The sequence below is a fragment of the Novosphingobium sediminis genome (assembly GCF_007991615.1).
Classification (GTDB): domain Bacteria; phylum Pseudomonadota; class Alphaproteobacteria; order Sphingomonadales; family Sphingomonadaceae; genus Novosphingobium; species Novosphingobium sediminis.
In genome coordinates, this window is record NZ_BJYR01000013.1 from 224,271 (window position 1) to 241,911 (window position 17,641).

A 17,641-nucleotide genomic window follows, 5' to 3' on the forward strand; every position below is an offset into this window, starting at 1 on the left:
GCGCTATCTCGGCGCTTCGGTGCGCTGGATCAGATCGGCAACGATGCTTTCCGCCGCACGGCCTTCGATTTCGGCGGCGGGGCTCAGCAGCATGCGGTGGCGCAGGACGGCAATGGCAAGAGCCTTCACGTCATCGGGGATCACATAGTCGCGCCCATCGAGCGCGGCGCGGGCGCGGGCGGCACCGGCCAGCACGACAGCGGCGCGCGGGCTGGCTCCGGCGGCAAGATCTGCGCTCTCGCGCGTCGCCCGCACGAGGCGGACGATGTAGTCCACGATGGTTTCGGACATCGTCACCGTGGCGACCGCAGCGACGGCATCGGCGATGGCATTGCTGCCAGTCACCGCGCTCACGCCCAGCGCTGCCGGGCTTGGCGCGCCGCGCCCGGATCCGTAGCGCGTGACGATCTGGGCTTCTTCCTCGGCGCTGGGGTAATCGACGAGGAGCTTGAACAGGAAGCGATCGAGCTGCGCCTCGGGCAGGGGATAGACGCCCTGGCTCTCGATCGGGTTCTGCGTGGCGACGACCATGAAGCGGTCGGACAGCGGGTAGGTCTCGCCATCGAGCGTGACGCGGCGTTCCTGCATCGCCTCGAGCAGCGCGGCCTGTGTCTTGGGTGGGGTCCGGTTGATTTCATCGCCCAGCACCAGTTCGTGGAAGATCGGCCCGCGCGTGAGGGTGAACTGGCTGGTCTGGAAGTTGAACAGGTTGGAGCCGAGGATGTCGCCCGGCATCAGGTCGGGCGTGAACTGGATGCGCCCGAAATCGAGGCCGAGCGTGGTGGCAAAGCTCTGCGCAAGGAAGGTCTTTGCAGTGCCCGGCGGGCCTTCGAGCAGCACGTGGCCGCCAGCGAGCAGCGCGATCAGCAGGTGATCGACCACGCTGTCCTGCCCCACCACGGCCTTGGCCACTTCGGCGCGGATGGCGCCGGCCATGGCGCGGACGTCTTCGAGTGTCATTCGGTCAGGTCCCTTTCAAGGCGTTGGAGCGCCGCGGCGCGCTGCACCACATCGGCGGAGCGGCGGGCGGCGCTGAGTCGTGCGGCGAGTTCGGACCAGCGCGCTCTGGTCGTGTCCTGCCCGCTCGGGTCGAGGCGGGCCTGCAATCGGTCGATCGCCGCATCGGTCTCCTCCGGCGGACGGCCACGTGGCAGGCCAAGCGCGTGGACAAGCCGTTCGCGCGCGGCATCGGCGTATGGTGCGGCGATCAGGCGGATGCGCCCTGCGCGGCGGATCAGGCCTGCCGTGTTGCGGACCAGCACGGTCTTGCCGAGCGGGATCTCGCGCCCGGCCACGCGCGCCGGGCCAAAGCGGTTGAAGCTGCGCCAGCCGGCGGCCAGCAGCGCCATCAGGAAGCACAACGTGGCGGCAAGGAACGGCGGCTCGAACGCCAGAGTGAGGAGGTTGCGGCTCGCGCCGAGGCCATTGAGCGTGAGGTCGAAGGTGACGGCGTTCGGGCGTCCACCTGCGGCGGCGAACACAAGACGGCGGGCCATGAGGCCGGTCTGCTTGTCGGCGAGGCCCCAATTGTCGAGCAGGTCGGGCTCGAAGACGAGGACGACCGGGAAGCTGCGGGTAAAATCGCTGTTGGCGTCTTCTTCGCCGGAATTGGCGTCCGGGTGGCGCGCCATGCCGATCCAGCGTTCGAGCGCGGGGTTACTGCCGTCCCCGCTGAGATATCCGGCAAGGACATGTCCGTCCGATGTTTCGATCAGCGATTCGAGGCCGGGGCCGGTGCCGGATTGCACCACGCGATCATCGGGGAGGCGCCCGCGCAGCGCGGAAAGGGTGCCGGAGCCCCGCCACCCCCGCGCCGCACCGGGCACGAAGCCGAGGCTCACATCATCGTGATAGCCCTTCCAGTCGGGCGGCGTGGTTCCGTCGATCCGGGTCCAGCCGCGTCTCGTCAGGGGATTGTTGAAATCGGGAAATGCCCGCCACTTGGGCGTGACAACCAGCGTCGGGCCGATCGTGCGCCGCGCCGCAACGATCTCGGCAATGTCGGTGCCCTTGGCTTCGGCCGGAGGGGTCAGCACGAGGAGGCCGGGCTGTCTCAGCGCGTCCTTGCTGCGCGCGCGGTGGACCGCGATGTCGTCGGCCTCAAGCATGGCGGCGAGCCCGGCATAGCCATTGAGGCCGCGTCCCGCCGCATGGCCGCCGCCATTGTTGGTCGCCCCGCCGCCGGTGCCGAGCCAGTAGAGCACGGCAACGAAGGCGAGTGCACCGATCAGGACGATGCCCAGCGTGGTGCCCCTGCCGAACGTGGCCTCCTTCATCGCGCGCTCGCAAGGTTCTGGAGCGCGAAAGCGGCATAAGCTTCGCGGGCACGGTGCCAGTCGTCCGCCGCCAGCGCGCGCAGGGCATAGAGGCTGCGCTCCACCTCCCGCGCGATCTGCGTGAAGGCCTGCCGCGCCGCCGCTGGAAGGCCGGGGATCAGGCCTATTTCGCGCGCGGTACTGGAGGGAGACAGCCAATCGGGCCGCGCCGCCGCGATGTGGTGGATGCTGCGCTGGAGCAGCAGGTGCACCGCTTCGTCAAACCGCCCCTGCGCGGCCAGTGCGTCGGCATCTTCGAGTAGAGCGAGAGCAGCTGCGCGATCGATCACCGTGGCCGGGGCAGCGGGGGCCGCCAGCGCGCGGTTCAGCCGCCAACGCTGGAGCATCGTCCACGCGATCCACAACACGCCGAGTCCGGCCAGTAGCGCCAGCAAGATCTCGATGCCGTTCCAGCCCGCGCCAAGCCATTTGCCGATCGGCTCGAACAAATCGACCAGAAAGCGGACGAGCTTGACGAGCCACTCGGGAGGATCGCTCTTCTGGACCGGGTTGGGCGGGAGCGGCGCATACTGGATATCGCGCATCGCGCGCGCTGCTGCCCAGGCCTGTTCACCCGCTTGGGCGCCTGCGCTGGCGCTGTCCGGTCCCGGTGCTACTGCCACGAGGCGAGTGCTCGCATGGTCTGCCCGCAGGGAGCAAGCGATTATTGCGCCGGTTTGGTGGCCATGCCCAAGCGGGCGTCTTCAGCCGCGTACGCGTTCCAGCGGATAGGTGCCGAGAATGCGCAAGTCCTTGGCGAAGAAGGTAAGCTCTTCCAGCGCGCGGTCGACCGCCGGTTCACCCGGCGCACCGACGATATCGGCAAAGAACGCCGTGGCGGAGAAGCTGGCGCCGCGCTGGTAGCTCTCCAGCTTGGTCATGTTGACGCCGTTCGTCGCAAAGCCGCCGAGCGCCTTGTAGAGCGCGGCCGGAATGTTGCGCACCTCGAAGATGAAGGTGGTGATTGCGGGGCCGGTGATGGTCCTGAGGTCAAGCGGCTCGCGCGCGAGCGTCACGAAGCGGGTCATGTTGTCATGCGCGTCCTCGACGTTCTCCTCGACGACGGTGAGCCCGTAGAGTTCGGCGGCGATGTGCGGAGCGAGCGCGGCGGCTGCGGGATCGCCCAGTTCCGCGACATAGGCTGCTGCGCCTGCGGTATCGGCATAGGACATCGGCACGATGCCCTTCTCGCGCAGATAGTGGCGCGATTGGCCGAGCGCCTGCGGGTGGCTGTAGGCGCTGGTAAACGGCCCGGTGCCGAGGCCCATGAGGCAGGCATGAATCGCCATGAAGTGCTCGCCGACGATCGACAGGCCGCTTTCAGGCAGGAGGAAGTGGATATCCGCGACGCGGCCGTGCTGCGAATTCTCGATCGGGATGATCGCCTGGCCGGCTCGCCCGTCCCGTACTGCTTCCAGCGCGTCCTCGAACGAGAAGCACGGCAGCGGCAGGCAATGCGGCAGTGCTTCCATCGCGGCGCGGTGCGAATTGGCGCCCGGCGCGCCCTGAAATGCGACCGCGCGCGCCGGATCGGTGGCGGCGGCCTTTGCCATTTCGGCAACAAGACGGGCGGCGGGTGCGGGATAACTGGCCATGGACCGAGGCGCTTAAGGCCCCTGACGGAGGCGGGCAAGGCGCATTCGTATCGGGCGAACCTAGGCCCATAAGCGATTCTTCTCGCTCAAGTGCTTGCAATCACTCTTGCGCGGGCGCGGGGGCGTGACTAGAGCGGCGGCGAAAATTCTCGCCGCACGCGGGCGGCGCATACTCCATATGGGGCTCGGAATGGACGATCGTTTCAATACCATTGCCGGTTGGACCTTGTTCGGCGGCATCGTTGCGCTGGGGCTTTCGAGCCTTTCGGGTCACTACTTCCTGGCCGACAAGGAAAACCGCCCCGAGAAGATGGGCTATGTGATCGAGGGCGTCGAAGCCGAGGGCGGCGCCGGTGCCGCAGCGGCAGAACCGATCGCCAATCGCCTCGCCAAGGGCGACGTCGCCAAGGGTGAAGCGACCTTTGCCAAGTGCAAGGCCTGCCACACGATTGCTCAAGGCGGTGCCAACGGCATCGGCCCGAACCTCTACGGCGTGGTGGGTGAAGGCCAGGCTGCCGGCCGTGGTGGTTACGCCTTCTCCGACGCGCTCAAGGCCAAGGGTGGCAAGTGGGACTTCGCCAGCCTCGATGAATGGCTGACCTCGCCCGCCAAGTACGCGACCGGCACCAAGATGTCGTTCGCAGGCATCAGCGATCCGCAGCAGCGCGCTGACGTGATCCTGTACCTCAACTCGCAGGGCAGCAACCTGCCCCTTCCGGCCGCCGAAGCCGCTGCGGCTCCTGCCGCCGATGCCAGTGCGCCGGCTGCCGATGCGAGCGCGCCCGCTGCTGAAGCGAGCGAAGCCGCCAAGTAAGCGGCCCACCAGCCGCAAAAGAAAAGGCCCCGACCGCGGTATGCGCGGTCGGGGCCTTTCCTTTTTCAGCGCTTGAGCGTGGTCAGTCGACCATCTGCTCGACGATCTGGCGCAGTTCCTGCGTGGTGAGTACCGGCGAAGTGCGCCGCATAGGCGCCGCCATGTGGTTCTTCCGGAGTACCGGATGGCCTGCGAGGAAGCTGTGGTTGATCGTAAACGTCTGCTGAATGTTCGTATTCGGTGTCATGAAAATCCTTGGCACGTCATTCGTGCCGATGTTGGGAATACAGGTCCGCGCGCGGCAGGATCATCCTGCACGCTGGTTGTGACGGCCTGATGTCGTTTGTGGGCGCAGAAGCGGCCTAGCGGCGCTTCTTGAATGCCCCTGCGCCGCCGCCGGCGACTTTCTCGCGGAAGACGATACGGCCCTTGGAAAGGTCGTAGGGCGTCATCTCCACTTTCACGCGGTCTCCCACGATCGAGCGGATGCGGAACTTGCGCATCTTGCCCGCGGTATAGGCGATGATGCGATGCTCGTTTTCGAGCATCACGCCAAAGCGGCCGTCGGGCAGGATTTCGTCGATCTGGCCGTCGAGGGTGAGGAGATCTTCCTTGGCCATGGCTCAGTTCCCCTTGTTGCGGGCAGGAGCGGTGGCGGGAAGGCAGGTACGGAATTCGGGCATCGGGGCCCCTTTCACGAATACAGGAAACGCGGCTGCAAACAGTGCAACCGGTGCTGGTGGCGTGAGAGGGGACAATTCGGCCCGGAACACTGGTCCGGTGCGTGAAAATCCGTCGCAGGCGACGTTAGCAAGGCTCATATGGGCGGAAACTGCCGGAAAGTCAATGACTCCCCGGCGCAGGTCCGGCCGCGATGATTTCAGAGGCTGGTAATCTTGTACGATCCCTGTCCGCCCGGCACGAGCACGTAGGGCTCCTTGAGCTTGGCGCGCAGGTTCGAGGCGAGCACCTTGAGATAGTTGTATGACATCTCGTCGTTGCCCTGGCTGAGCTCGGTGCGCAGCTTGTAGTGGGTGACCGGTTCGCCCAGCCGATTAGCCAGCAGCGTCAGCAACTGGCGTTCGCGCTTGCCGAGCAGATGCAGGTGCGCAATCCGCTCGAGTGAACTGGTGAGTTCCTGCTCCGCGCGGGCCTGATGCGCCGCAGCACGATAGCGCGCCACGATGGCCGCGCAGCGGGCCACGGCTTCTTCAGGGCTCATCCTTGCACTGTCGAACACATCGTCAAAACCGGCGTTGAGCGCCTTGGCGCGCTTGCTGGCAAGGCTGCCATGCATCAGCGCAATCTTCACCTTGCGCGCAAGGATCGGGCGATTGATGCGCAGGAAACGCGCGGCGCGCACCGGATCGTTGCCGCCGATGATGAGCGTTTCGTAGTCCTGCTCGGCAATCGAGAGGAACCGCGTGTCGAGATCGACGAAGGTATGCTGGTCGAACTTGTCGAACGCGCTCTGCAACCATGCGTCGCGGACATCGCGGTGCAGGTCGTTCATTGTCAGATAACGGATATTGCTCGTAGCGAAGTGCATGAAGGGCCGATCATCGGATAGGGAGGCAAGACTGGGCAATGGTGCCTCCAATGGCGTGAGCGCGGCGATCGGCAGGCCAGAACAGGGTGCTGGCCCTACCCCTATCGAACTATAGGTAGTCATATATGTCCATAGTGGATAGATTGATTGAAGTGGGTTTGCCGGGTCACTGCGTCAGCGGGGCAATGCCCCGCCCGCCAGCGCCTCAATCTAAACGTAAGATAGGCATTACAAGGTTGTCGCTACAGGCTTGTTGCCGGTTAATCAGCCGACTCGAGTGATCTCGGAAAAAGGCATAAATTTCAAAAAGACATGCAGCGTCTGGTAAAGTTTTCGCGCAGCTTTAATGAAGAGTCTCGGTTTCGATGGAAACGAACTGAACGTTTCAAATCATAACTTTCATTATAAGTCTAATCACGTATCCGCTAGCGCAGCGCCGTGTCGCGCCAGCACCGTCAGGCCGCTCTCATCGACAATCAGTTCGTTGAAGCCGGCAGGGGTCGCGCGCAGTCGCTGCGACAGTGTTCCGGCACCGATCATGCGCACCGGGCCATGTTCGGTGGGGTGCATGATGTCGAACGCATCGTGGACGTGGCCGGACAGCACCGCCAGTACGCCGCGCTGCGCCAGTGCCGCGAGCGCGCGGCTGCCACCGCGCGTGAGCGCCTTGCCGCGCGTACCGGTTTCGACCAGCGGATGATGGCAAGCGACCAGTACGCGCGTGCCCGCAGGCAGCGCATCGATCGCGGCGAGACAGGCAGCAAGGCTGCGCTCGCCAACCCGGCCCTTGGACCAGTTGAGCCGCAACTGCGCTCGCGCAGTGGTCTTGAGCGGGATGATTGCCAAGCCGGGCAGCGCGATGCCGTGGTTCACTGCGCCCTGCAGCGCGCGGAAGCGGCGATAGGGATCCAGAAAGCGCTCGGCGAGGTTGAAGTAGGGCAGATCGTGATTGCCGACTTCAACGGTCACCGGCACGCCGAGGGCGCGGATCCAGTCGGCCGCTGCGGTAAATTCCCGGTGCCGGGCGCGCATCGTCAGGTCGCCGGTGATGGCGACGGCATCGGGCCGCTCGCGCGCGACGCAATCCGCCACCCAGCGCAGGGCGGCGGTATCTTCCAACCCGAAATGCACGTCGCTGATGTGGAACAGGCGGATCATGGACGGTTGCCTAAACCCGTCCGGAGAGAATTAGCCAAGCCGAAATCGCATTGAGCAGGCTGTAGGCAAGGTAGCCCAGCGCGCCCCAAGCGATCCCCTCGGAGGCCAGCAGCAGCCCGCCCAGCAGCATGAGGAACTCCACGAAGAGGGACAGGCGACTGCTGAGCGCGTGATAGAACCACGGCAACTGGTCGAGCAGGGGATGGCCGCTTTCCATGATGGCCTGGTGCAGCGCGAAGTTGCCGATGCCGAGCAGGAAGATGATCAGAATCGCCATTCGACCTCGAGGATAGGGAGCCGGCGGCGTCCTGTCACGCCGGGGAGCGGCAGACTTGTCGCTCGTGGAGCAGGATCAGCGGTTGGTCGGGCGCACCGACGGTTTGTCGGCATGATGGACGGCTCGGTCGACGCTGGCGCGCGGCGCGAACCCGAATCGCCTAGCAGAATAGTCATGCGGCGGTGGCGAGGCTCCCAGACACGGACCGGCCAGCCCGACCACCGCACTGCACTGAAATCTGCAACCCAAGCTAAGGAAACTGCCATGTTCAAGAACGCTTTGATCGCAACTGGCCTGGTTGGCCTGGTGCTTGCCGCCCAGCCCGCTTTCGCCCAGGACGCTGCCAACCCCGACGTGATCGTGCAGCACCGGATGGTCCAGTACTCGGATCTCGATCTCTCGACCGCCAAGGGCCAGTCGACGTTCGATGCCCGCGTGCGCCACGCTGCCGCGGCGGTCTGCGAAGCCAACTTCGGCCCGCATCCCCTCTCCGAAGCGATGGAATCGCGCCGCTGCTATCGCAACGCGATCCAGTCCGCGCAGCGCACCATGGTTGCCCGCGGCCTGACCGGCGGCGCCGTCAAGGTTGCCGCGCGCTGAGCCTTTGATTGCCGAAACGTGTGAAGCAGCCGACCACCCAGTCCCAGTCGCTGCCGACGTTCAGGGTCGCTGCCAGACCGGAACTCCCTGCCCCCGGGATCGGTCAGGCGGCGGCCCGCCTTTTTTGAGTTCAGTTCGCAGCGCGCAGAGGTGCCGGAGCGTTGCCCTTTTCGGCTTCGATCGCCGACCACTCGCGCCACGTCAGCTCCGCGCCTTCCAGCACCCGGTCGTCATGCGCGCGGATGGTGATGGGCAGGATCGGCAGCCCGTCGCGGGAATCGCACAGCACCGGATTGGCGGGGACGTTCATTTCCCACTTTTCGCCCCACTGGCGAAGCGCCAGCATGGCGGGAAGCAGGTCCATCCCCTTCGGCGTCAGCCGGTATTCGATGCGGCGACGATCATCGGCGCAATGCTCGCGTTTCAGGATGCCCGCCTCGACCAACCGGGAAAGCCGGTTTGACAGGATGTTGCGGGCGATGCCAAGGGCGTCGAGGAACTCCTCGAAGTGGCCTACGCCATTGAAGGCGGCCCTGAGGATCATGAAAGACCATCGCTCCCCCATCGCTTCCAAAGCGCAGGGGAGGCCGCAAGCGGCGAGATCGGCGAGGGATTCGCGAAGTTTTCCCATGACGCTTTGTGACATACCTCATTCTGCAGGGCAATGTAAGTTTCTAGTTGCAACTCGAAACCTAATGAACTAGGTATCGATTCGCAACGGAAATCGCATCCTCTCCACCCGGCGGTCCGGGCCAGCGCCGAAACGGCAGCTGGCCGGACCGCCAACCCCGCAGTTTCCGGGCACATGTTGTCAGACAAAGACTCAAGGGGAAGTATCATGATCGCCATCCGCAACAGCGCAATGCGCCAGCTGGTTCCGGCCGTGCTCGCGCTCGTCGGCACTGCAGCAACTTTCGCGGCCACTGCCGCGCCGGTCCGCGCAGCCGATGCCAATTCCTATTACTCGGTCACGCTCGCCGCGCCGGTCGCGAAGCCCGCCAAGCTGCTGCTCGGCGAAGTCCTCTGGAACTGCGCGGGTGATACCTGCTCGGCCGGCCAGGACACCGCCCGCCCGGTCGTCGTGTGCACCAAGCTCGCCGCCAAGGTCGGCACCATCAACAAGTTCGTCACCCCCAAGGGCGAGCTGGCGGCCGAAGAAATGGCCCGCTGCAACACGCCCAAGGCCTGAACCAACCAGATACCACGTCTCTTCAGCGCGCGCATTCCGCCCACACCCTGAATGCGCGCCCCTGACACGGCTGCGACGCAGTTCCCCTGGACTGCCCGCAGCCGTTTTTTTGTGCGAGACGCCGTGCTGGGCCGCGCCTATGCTGCTGCCGATGCTGCGTTTCCTTGTCCCCGCCGCGCTGATCCTTGCGCTGGTCACTTCGCCAGTGACGGCAGCCCCGGAGGCTCCCGTTGTTCCCGATGCCGCGCTACGTGGCGACCTGCACTGTGCGGCCGTCTTTGCCATTGCCGCCTCGGAACAGTCGCGCGGGAGTGCGGCCGCACTCGCGCTTCCGCCGCTGGCCGTGCGAGGCAAGCGCTTCTTTGCCGATGTCGGCACGCGCGCGGTCGAGCAGGGCGGGATGACGCAGGCCGCCGTGCGCGATCTACTCGTGGCCGAAGTGACCGCAATGCAGCGCCGCGCTGCCGCGGACCCGGACAAGGAGCTCGCCGCGCAAGTGAAGCCCTGTCTTGCCCGGCTGGATGCCGCGGTGCCGCCGCTGCAAACGCCGAATCTTGCGCAGTGCGCCGCGATCCTCACGCTGGCGTGGGAGGAAGAGCGCACGAAGGGGCCGGAAAGCGCCGCTGCGCGCGATCTCCAGACACTTGCGCAAGTGCTTGCCTCGCGCGCCCGCGATGCCCAGATCGCCGCGGGCAAGAGCGGTGACGGGGCAGACGCGGCGGTCGAGGAAGCGCGCGATGCTATGCGCAAGGAAGCGGCCAACCGCCCCGGCGGGGTCGACAACTACGACATCGCCCATTGCTATGATCTCGCCGCGCCGGATGCGAAAACGCACTACTAAAGCGCGGCGATTGCGGTAGGTTGGGCAGGCAATAACAGACAGCGGGGGACTGGGCGTGGAAGCGGTGCTGATCCTGATCGTGGGGCTCGCGGTCGTCTATCTGGCAACGGGCATCCGCGTGGTGCGGCAAGGCCACGTTTACACGATCGAGCGGCTGGGGCGGTTTGCACTCGCCGCGCAGCCGGGGCTTCATTTTATCGTGCCGTTCATCGACCGGGTCGGGCACAAGGTGAACATGATGGAGCAGGTGCTCGATATTCCGGGGCAGGAAATCATCACGCGCGACAACGCGATGGTTGGCGTCGATGCGATCGTGTTCTTCCAGGTGCTTGATGCGGGCAAGGCGGCGTATGAAGTGTCCAGCCTCTATGTCGCGATCATGCAGCTGACGACGACGAACTTGCGCACTGTGATGGGTTCGATGGACCTCGACGAGACGCTATCGAAGCGTGACGAGATCAACGCGCGGCTGCTGTCTGTGGTCGATCACGCGACTTCGCCGTGGGGCGTCAAGATCACCCGCGTCGAGATCAAGGACATCCGCCCGCCAGCCGATATCTCCAATGCCATGGCCCGCCAGATGAAGGCCGAGCGCGAGAAGCGGGCGCAGATCCTCGAGGCGGAGGGCTCGCGTGCCTCCGAGATCCTGCGCGCCGAGGGCGAGAAGCAGGCGCAGATTCTGGAGGCCGAAGGGCGCCGCGAAGCCGCCTTCCGCGATGCAGAGGCGCGTGAACGCGCGGCGGAAGCCGAAGCGCGGGCGACCATGGTCGTCTCGGAGGCCATCGCCGCATCGGGCACGCAGGCGCTCAACTACTTCGTCGCGCAGAAATACGTCGAGGCGGTGAAGGAGTTCGCCACTTCGCCCAATGCGAAGACGATCCTGTTCCCGATCGAGGCGACCCAACTCGTCGGCGCGCTTGGCGGGATCGGCGATCTGATCAGCGATGCGGTCGGCAAGCCGGGCGGTCCGCCGACCTCGCCGGCCAGTCCCCGCGTGCCGCGCGTGGTGCCTCCTCCCCCTCCGGTGCAGGGCTGAGGCCATGGCGGTGGTGACGCAGCTTTTCGGCCTGCATTGGGGCTGGATGGCGCTCGGTGTGGCACTCGCCATCGCCGAGATCGTTGCGCCGGGTTATTTCCTGATCTGGCTGGCGGCGGCAGCGCTGCTGACCGGTCTGGTCGCGGCGACGATGCCGGTGGGGCTCGAGGCCGAGATCGTCCTGTTCGTCGTGCTGTGCGCGCTGGCGCTGGCAGCGGGGCGGCGCTGGGTGCTGCGCCATCCCGTGCACAGCGCCGATCCCATGCTCAATGATCGCGGCGGGCAGATCGTCGGCCAGAGCGTCGTCGTCACCCATGTGATCGAAGGAGGCGGTGGCCGCGTGCGCCACGGCGATACCGAATGGCTGGCGCGCGGGCCCGATGCGCAGCCCGGCACGCGGATGCGGGTAACGGGCGCCGATGGAACCGTGCTGCTCGTCGAACATCTGCACTGAGGTCCGCTTGCAGGGCGCATGGGGCTATCCCATATTCGCAGCCGCGGCCGAAACCGATCCAGAGGAATTCCGACCCATGCCCGACAAGATGAACATGACCGATGCCGAATGGCGTGCGCGGCTTTCGCCCGAGCAGTACCAGGTCCTGCGGCAGGGTGGCACCGAGCGGGCCTTCACTGGCAAGTACGAGAAGAACAAGCTGACCGGGCAGTACCACTGCGCCGGCTGCGGTGCGCCACTGTTCGAAAGCGGCACCAAGTATGACAGCGGCTCTGGCTGGCCGAGCTTTACAGCGCCGGTCGATCCGGAAGCGGTCGATGAGCACCGTGACGTGAGCCATGGCATGATTCGCACCGAAGTGCGCTGTGCGCGCTGTGACGGGCATCTCGGCCATGTCTTCCCCGATGGCCCCGGGCCGACGGGCCTGCGCTATTGCATGAACAGTGCCGCGCTCGATTTCACCCCTGAGGATTGAGAAAGTCGGCCTGCGGCGTGCCGATGAAAAGTTTGTCCGGTGGCAATCGTACCGAGCGGGTTAACCCTGTGTTCCGAATCGCCTATGCATCAGGCGCCGCGAAGAGGCGCGCCCATCAGGGGAGTGACGCGCGCCGCATGAGGGAGCGTACGCAAAGCTGATGGCCAGACGGGATTCCCGCCGCCGCTCCGAACGGGAGCGCTCCTCCTCGCGGCGCGAGCGTGAGCCTGAGCCCGAGGGGCGGTCGTTCGTCGGCCGCTGGACGCGGCGCATCCTTGTTTGGGGTGCAGCGCTGACCCTGCTTGGCGCGCTGGCGCTGGCGGTTGCAGTCTTCGTCACCGAACGCTCGCTGCCAAGCTACGAGCGGATGAAGACGACCCAGACCGGCCAGACCATCGTAGTCCGCGCCAGTGACGGTTCCGAAATCGTCACGCTCGGGCCGAGCTACGGGCGCTGGGTGCCCTACGAACGCATTCCGCAAACGCTCAAGGACGCGATGATCTCGGTCGAGGACCGGCGCTTCCGCGAGCACTGGGGCGTGGACCCCATCGGCATCGTCCGCTCTGTCATGGTGCGCATCCAGTCAGGGCACTGGCGGCAGGGCGGCTCGACGATCACGCAGCAGCTGGCGCGTAACATCTTCCTCAACAACAGCCGCACGTTCGATCGCAAGATCCGCGAGGCGCTGCTGGCGATGGCGATCGAGCAGAAGTTCACCAAGGATCAGGTGCTCGAGCTCTATCTCAACAAGGTCTATTTCGGCGGCGGCGCGTACGGCGTCGATTCTGCTGCGCGCAAGTTCTTCGGCCATTCGGGCGAGCAGCTGAGCCTTGCAGAGGCCGCGATCATCGCCGGCCTCGTCAAGGCGCCCTCGCACTATTCGCCCACCGCCGACGCAGCCGCAGCGGTCGACCGCGCCAAGGTCGTCGTGCAGACGATGCAGGAAGCCGGCAAGATCACCCCGGCCGAAGCCGCCGCGACAGACTTCAAGTCGATCAAGCTGGCTGACGAGCAGGGCCAGAATTCCGCGCGCTACTTCACCGACTGGGTGCTGCCGCAGCTCGATCTGCTGCTGCCGGACAACGACCAGCCGATCGAGGTCTGGACCACGCTTGACCCCGCCGCGCAGCATGCGGCGACCGAGGCGATCCAGTCCAATGTGCCCAAGGGCGCGCAAGGTGCGCTCGTCAGCCTTGACCGCGACGGGGCGGTGCTGGCGATGATCGGTGGCACCGACTACGTGACGTCGAACTACAACCGTGCGGTCAATGCCGTGCGCCAACCCGGTTCGGCGTGGAAGCTGTTCGTCTATCTTGCGGCGCTTGAAGTCGGGTACACGCCCGACGCCAAGGTCAAGGACGAGCCGGTGACCATCGACGGCTGGAGTCCGCGCAATTCGGGCGGGACTTATGCCGGCGAAATCGATGTGCGCAGCGCCTTTGCCTATTCGAAGAACACGGTGGCGGCGCAGCTCGGCAATGAAGTCGGCTTCGGTGCGGTGGCCAACATGGCGCGGCGCTTCGGCATCACCACGCCGATCAACACGCTCCCCTCGATGGTGCTCGGCTCCTCTGACGTGCGCGTGATCGATATGGTGCGCGCCTTTGCGGCGGTGCAGGCCAAGGGCAGCGCGGTTACGCCCTACGGCATCCGCAAGATCACCTCGACCGAGGGTGAAGTGCTCTACAGCCACCGCCCCGATCCGGCGCAGCAGCTTGTGCCCAACTTCGTCGCGGCGGGGATCACCGATCTGCTGCAGTCCGCCGTCAGCATCGGCACCGGCCGCGCCGCGCAGATCGGACGGCCTGTAGCGGGCAAGACCGGCACGACGAGCTCGAACAAGGACGGCTGGTTCCTCGGCTTCTCGAGCGGGATCACCACCGGCGTGTGGATGGGCCGTGATGATGCGCGGCCCGTGCCCGGCCTGCAGGGCGGCACCGCGCCTGCGCGTGCCTTCGCTGCCTACATGAAGATCGCCACCGCCAAGCGGCCGCCGGAGAAGTTCGATACCGACCTCAAGATGCCGCAGTGGCAGCTGGAGCCGGACGACGAAGTGATGCAGTCAAATCCGGACGGCTACTTCTACGCGGATCCCGATGGCAACATCGTCGAGCCGGGTGCCCAGAACCGCTTGCCCGGGGGTGATAGCGCGCTGCCAAGCGGCGAGCAGGGCGTGCCGGTGCCGGAAGGCCCACCAGCCGCAGGTGATGATTTCCTCAACCGCGCCACCGGCAAGCAGGCCGATCCGGCACGGCCGAAGCCGAAACCAGCGGCGAGTCCCAAGCCCAACTGAGGCCTTTCGCTCGCACAAGGCGCGATCAGCGCGATCAGGGCCGGCTGCGGCGGATCAATTACCTCCAAGGTTATTGAAGCCCGTGCAGCCGGCTGCGACATTCGCGGCATGGACATGCACACTGATGGATTCGCGCGTCTTCTGCGCGAATGGCGCCACAAGCGGCGCTGGTCGCAGCTCGACCTTGCGCTGACCTCGGGTGTCTCGCAGCGCCATATCAGCTTCCTCGAATCGACGCGTGCCAGTCCCAGCCGGGCGATGATCCTGCAACTGAGCGAGGCACTCGAGGTCCCGCTGCGCGAGCGCAACCTGTGGCTGACCGCGGCGGGCTTCGCGCCGCTCTACCGCACGCGCACGCTGGATGATCCGCAGATGGCGCAGATCATGGGCGCGGTGCGCATGATGCTGAGCGCGCATGAGCCGTTTCCGGCGCTGGCGCTTGACCGCGCATGGAATGTGCTGCTCGCCAACCGGCCCTTCGAAGCGCTGACGGCCATGCTGGGTGCCGATCTCTGGGACCGCGTGAACGGAACCGACAGCGCGGGCGAGCGCAACCTGATGCGGCTGTTCTTCCACCCCCAGGGCATCCGTCCGCTCATCACGAACTGGGCCGCGGTCGGCCCGCTGCTGTGGCAGCGCGCGACGCGCGAGGCGCACGAACTGGGCGGGGCGGACATGCAGGCGGTACTCGATGAGCTGGCCCCGTTTCAGGAGCCTGAGGTGCTCTGGTCGGCGATGGACAGCGCGTTGCTGCCGGTGGTGCCGTTCAAGCTGGCGCTGGGCGAGCAGCGGCTGGCGCTCTTTGCGGTGATCGCCACGTTCGGGACCGCGCAGGATGTGACAACCGACGAACTGCGGTTCGAAACGCTGTTTCCCGCCGATGCCGCGACCGAAGCGCTGTTTCGCCAACTGCCCCTGCCGCAATAGCTGCCCTCCGATAACCTCCGGCGTAATTGGCAGCATGTCGCAGCCGGTTCATCCTCTCCCTCGCCAAGAAGGACAAGGAGAGAACCGATGAGCCCGCTCGAAACTATAAAGGCCTTCATGAAGGCGATGGAGGCGCTCGATTACGATACCGCGCTCCAGTTTGTCGCGGATACCTGCGAATATACGAACCCGCCGCCGATCGGCACCGTCATCGGGCCCGCCGCGGTGCGCGCGGTGCTGGAGCCGTTCTTTGCACCGGCGCTGGAGAACGACTTCGTGATCCTGCGCGAACTGGCCGCCGGACCGATCGTGATGCTCGAACGGCTGGACCGCCACCGCCTTGCGGACAAGTGGGTCGAACTGCCGGTGACCGGCGTCTACGAAGTCGAGAACGGCAAGATCACCTACTGGCGCGACTATTTCGACGCGGCCACGATCCTTTCGCAGTGGCCGACGGGCTGAGCGCCAACGAAAAGGGGCTGGCGAACCCAGGTCCGCCAGCCCCTTTTCATGTCCTGAAGACCAATCAGCGGATGCGGATCGGCAGGTAGAGCGCAGGCTGGCCGCGGCGCTGGATGCGCAGCAGCACCGCTTCGCGGTTCTCCGTCTTGGCCTGCCGCACGATCGCTTCGAGATCGGCGGCGGTCGCTACCGGCTTGTAGTTGGCCGAAAGCACGATGTCGCCGCGCTGCAGGCCCTTGGCCGCAGCATCCGCCGAATCGTCGACCGCGGTGATGACCACGCCCTTGGTGTCCTCGCTCGCGCCGAGCTGGCGGGCGATCTGCGGGGTCAGCGGGATCGCCGCGATGCCGAGCGCCTGCTGGACCACGGGGCCGGCAGGCTTGGCCGGCTTGGCCTGACCGCCGCCGAAGCCGTTGTCGTCGCCCTGCTGCGCATCGGGGTCGAAAGTCTGCTGGGCGAGTTCTTCCTCGCTCGGCCGCTTGCCGACAACCGCCTGCACCGTCAGGCGCTGGCCGTTGCGGATGAGGTCGATCGGGATGCGCTTGCCCGGCGCGGTGTTCGCCACGATGAACGAGAGGGTCTGGTCCGGCGTCACGTCCTTGCTGTCGACGCGGACCACAACGTCACCCGGCTGCATGCCGGCCTTGGCCGCGCCCTGACCGGGCTCGACCGACTGGATGAACTCGCCGCGGTTCTTGGCAAGGCCGAGGCTGGCGGCGAGATCGTCGGACAGCTGCTGGATGCGCACGCCGAGGTAGCCGCGCTCGATCGCCTGACCGGTGCGCAGCTTTTCGACGATGGGTGCGGCGATTTCAGCGGGGATCGCGAAGCCGATACCGACGCTGCCGCCGGTGGGCGAGAAGATCGCGTTGTTGATGCCGATGACGTTGCCCGCCATGTCGAACATCGGGCCGCCCGAGTTGCCGCGGTTGATCGAGGCGTCGGTCTGCAGGTAGCGGTCGTAGGCCGAGCCCGAACCGGTGTTGCGATAGACCGCCGAGATGATGCCGCTGGTGACAGTGCCGCCAAGGCCGAACGGATTGCCGATGGCGATGATCCAGTCACCCACGCGGGCGTGGCGCGAATCGCCGAACTTCACGAACGGGAAGGGCTTCGGCCCCGAGATCTTGAGCACGGCAAGGTCGGAGGCGGCATCGCGCCCGACGAGCTTCGCCGGATAGTCGGTGCCGTCGGTCATGGTGACGGTGATCGATTCGATCTCACCCTGACCTTCGGCGGTGATGACGTGGTTGTTGGTGACGACATAGCCATCGGCCGAAACGAGGAAGCCCGAACCGAGCGACTGCGCCTCACGCGTCTGCGGCTGGCCGCCGCCGCCCTGCCCGCCGCCGAACAGATCGCTGAACGGCGTGCCGGCGAAGGGATTGTTGTTTTGCACCTTCACGCGCTGGCGGGTCGAGATGTTGACCACTGCCGGCTGCAGCTGCTGGGTGAGATCGGCGAAGCTGGCGGGGGCACCGCCGCGCGGGACGACCGATTGCATCTGCGCCGAATCGTTCTGCGCCACCTGGGCTCCGGCCGGGAAGCCCGTCGTCAGGGTCAGCGCGCTGCCGGCGAGGAGCAGCGCCGTAGTTACTCCATAAGCGTATCGCACTTAGCAAATCCTCTTCATCTCAGCGGCGGTTTGCGGATGCC

At 66.0% G+C, this 17,641-nt stretch carries 21 protein-coding genes; 10 read left to right on the forward strand and 11 right to left on the reverse strand.

What is annotated here, in order from left to right; genetic code table 11:
• Positions 1 to 3: 3 nt before the first annotated feature.
• From NSE01_RS10810 to NSE01_RS10825, 4 genes are all read right to left on the reverse strand, one after another.
• Positions 4 to 960 (reverse strand): AAA family ATPase, encoded by a 957-nt coding sequence (locus NSE01_RS10810; RefSeq protein ID WP_147159591.1) that lies wholly within the window; start codon positions 958 to 960, stop codon positions 4 to 6.
• Positions 957 to 2,276, reverse strand: a complete 1,320-nt coding sequence (locus tag NSE01_RS10815; protein ID WP_147159592.1) for an AAA family ATPase — start codon at positions 2,274 to 2,276, stop codon at positions 957 to 959. The genes NSE01_RS10810 and NSE01_RS10815 overlap by 4 nt, the downstream gene beginning before the upstream one ends.
• Complete coding sequence (locus NSE01_RS10820; RefSeq protein ID WP_246135160.1) at positions 2,273 to 2,938, reverse strand: hypothetical protein; 666 nt, start codon at positions 2,936 to 2,938, stop codon at positions 2,273 to 2,275. The genes NSE01_RS10815 and NSE01_RS10820 overlap by 4 nt, the downstream gene beginning before the upstream one ends.
• Before the next feature lie 81 nt (positions 2,939 to 3,019).
• Entirely contained in the window at positions 3,020 to 3,910 is an 891-nt protein-coding gene (locus tag NSE01_RS10825) for a prephenate dehydratase (protein ID WP_147159593.1), read from the reverse strand.
• Between the two features lie 190 nt (positions 3,911 to 4,100).
• On the opposite strand from NSE01_RS10825, the gene NSE01_RS10830 reads away from it, so the two are divergent.
• Positions 4,101 to 4,724, forward strand: coding sequence for a c-type cytochrome (locus tag NSE01_RS10830; RefSeq protein WP_147159594.1), 624 nt, complete (start codon positions 4,101 to 4,103; stop codon positions 4,722 to 4,724).
• A gap of 82 nt (positions 4,725 to 4,806) precedes the next feature.
• Here NSE01_RS10830 and NSE01_RS21300 read toward each other — a convergent pair whose 3' ends face one another.
• From NSE01_RS21300 to NSE01_RS10850, 5 genes are all read right to left on the reverse strand, one after another.
• Positions 4,807 to 4,971, reverse strand: coding sequence for a hypothetical protein (locus NSE01_RS21300; RefSeq protein ID WP_170233815.1), 165 nt, complete (start codon positions 4,969 to 4,971; stop codon positions 4,807 to 4,809).
• Positions 4,972 to 5,086: 115 nt separating this feature from the next.
• On the reverse strand, positions 5,087 to 5,344 hold the full coding sequence (infA, locus tag NSE01_RS10835) for a translation initiation factor IF-1 (protein ID WP_147159595.1): 258 nt from the start codon (positions 5,342 to 5,344) through the stop codon (positions 5,087 to 5,089).
• A gap of 260 nt (positions 5,345 to 5,604) precedes the next feature.
• On the reverse strand, positions 5,605 to 6,273 hold the full coding sequence (locus NSE01_RS10840; protein WP_170233816.1) for a winged helix-turn-helix domain-containing protein: 669 nt from the start codon (positions 6,271 to 6,273) through the stop codon (positions 5,605 to 5,607).
• Between the two features lie 414 nt (positions 6,274 to 6,687).
• A complete protein-coding gene (locus NSE01_RS10845; protein ID WP_147159597.1) occupies positions 6,688 to 7,431 on the reverse strand; it encodes a metallophosphoesterase family protein in 744 nt (247 codons plus the stop codon).
• 10 nt (positions 7,432 to 7,441) lie between these two features.
• Entirely contained in the window at positions 7,442 to 7,708 is a 267-nt protein-coding gene (locus NSE01_RS10850; protein ID WP_147159598.1) for a hypothetical protein, read from the reverse strand.
• A gap of 264 nt (positions 7,709 to 7,972) precedes the next feature.
• On the opposite strand from NSE01_RS10850, the gene NSE01_RS21305 reads away from it, so the two are divergent.
• Positions 7,973 to 8,308 carry a UrcA family protein gene (locus tag NSE01_RS21305; RefSeq protein ID WP_170233817.1) on the forward strand — a complete coding sequence of 112 codons (336 nt, stop codon included), beginning with the start codon at positions 7,973 to 7,975 and terminating at the stop codon, positions 8,306 to 8,308.
• 130 nt (positions 8,309 to 8,438) lie between these two features.
• Here the strand turns inward: NSE01_RS21305 and NSE01_RS10860 are convergent, their stop codons facing one another.
• Positions 8,439 to 8,939, reverse strand: a complete 501-nt coding sequence (locus tag NSE01_RS10860) for a winged helix-turn-helix transcriptional regulator (protein ID WP_147159601.1) — start codon at positions 8,937 to 8,939, stop codon at positions 8,439 to 8,441.
• A gap of 207 nt (positions 8,940 to 9,146) precedes the next feature.
• On the opposite strand from NSE01_RS10860, the gene NSE01_RS10865 reads away from it, so the two are divergent.
• The 8 genes from NSE01_RS10865 (at position 9,147) to NSE01_RS10900 (ending at position 15,985) form a co-directional block, all read left to right on the forward strand.
• Complete coding sequence (locus NSE01_RS10865; protein ID WP_246135161.1) at positions 9,147 to 9,497, forward strand: DUF8200 family protein; 351 nt, start codon at positions 9,147 to 9,149, stop codon at positions 9,495 to 9,497.
• Between the two features lie 139 nt (positions 9,498 to 9,636).
• On the forward strand, positions 9,637 to 10,338 hold the full coding sequence (locus NSE01_RS10870) for a hypothetical protein (RefSeq protein WP_147159603.1): 702 nt from the start codon (positions 9,637 to 9,639) through the stop codon (positions 10,336 to 10,338).
• Between the two features lie 55 nt (positions 10,339 to 10,393).
• Positions 10,394 to 11,374, forward strand: coding sequence for an SPFH domain-containing protein (locus NSE01_RS10875; protein ID WP_147159605.1), 981 nt, complete (start codon positions 10,394 to 10,396; stop codon positions 11,372 to 11,374).
• Between the two features lie 4 nt (positions 11,375 to 11,378).
• Positions 11,379 to 11,828, forward strand: coding sequence for an NfeD family protein (locus tag NSE01_RS10880; protein ID WP_147159606.1), 450 nt, complete (start codon positions 11,379 to 11,381; stop codon positions 11,826 to 11,828).
• A 76-nt stretch (positions 11,829 to 11,904) separates the two neighbouring features.
• Positions 11,905 to 12,303 (forward strand): peptide-methionine (R)-S-oxide reductase MsrB, encoded by a 399-nt coding sequence (msrB, locus tag NSE01_RS10885; RefSeq protein ID WP_147159607.1) that lies wholly within the window; start codon positions 11,905 to 11,907, stop codon positions 12,301 to 12,303.
• 160 nt (positions 12,304 to 12,463) lie between these two features.
• Complete coding sequence (locus NSE01_RS10890) at positions 12,464 to 14,596, forward strand: transglycosylase domain-containing protein (protein ID WP_147159608.1); 2,133 nt, start codon at positions 12,464 to 12,466, stop codon at positions 14,594 to 14,596.
• A 108-nt stretch (positions 14,597 to 14,704) separates the two neighbouring features.
• Positions 14,705 to 15,523 carry a helix-turn-helix domain-containing protein gene (locus tag NSE01_RS10895; RefSeq protein ID WP_147159609.1) on the forward strand — a complete coding sequence of 273 codons (819 nt, stop codon included), beginning with the start codon at positions 14,705 to 14,707 and terminating at the stop codon, positions 15,521 to 15,523.
• Positions 15,524 to 15,610: 87 nt separating this feature from the next.
• Positions 15,611 to 15,985 (forward strand): limonene-1,2-epoxide hydrolase family protein, encoded by a 375-nt coding sequence (locus NSE01_RS10900; RefSeq protein ID WP_147159611.1) that lies wholly within the window; start codon positions 15,611 to 15,613, stop codon positions 15,983 to 15,985.
• A gap of 64 nt (positions 15,986 to 16,049) precedes the next feature.
• Here NSE01_RS10900 and NSE01_RS10905 read toward each other — a convergent pair whose 3' ends face one another.
• On the reverse strand, positions 16,050 to 17,600 hold the full coding sequence (locus tag NSE01_RS10905; protein WP_246135162.1) for a Do family serine endopeptidase: 1,551 nt from the start codon (positions 17,598 to 17,600) through the stop codon (positions 16,050 to 16,052).
• Positions 17,601 to 17,641: the final 41 nt, after the last annotated feature.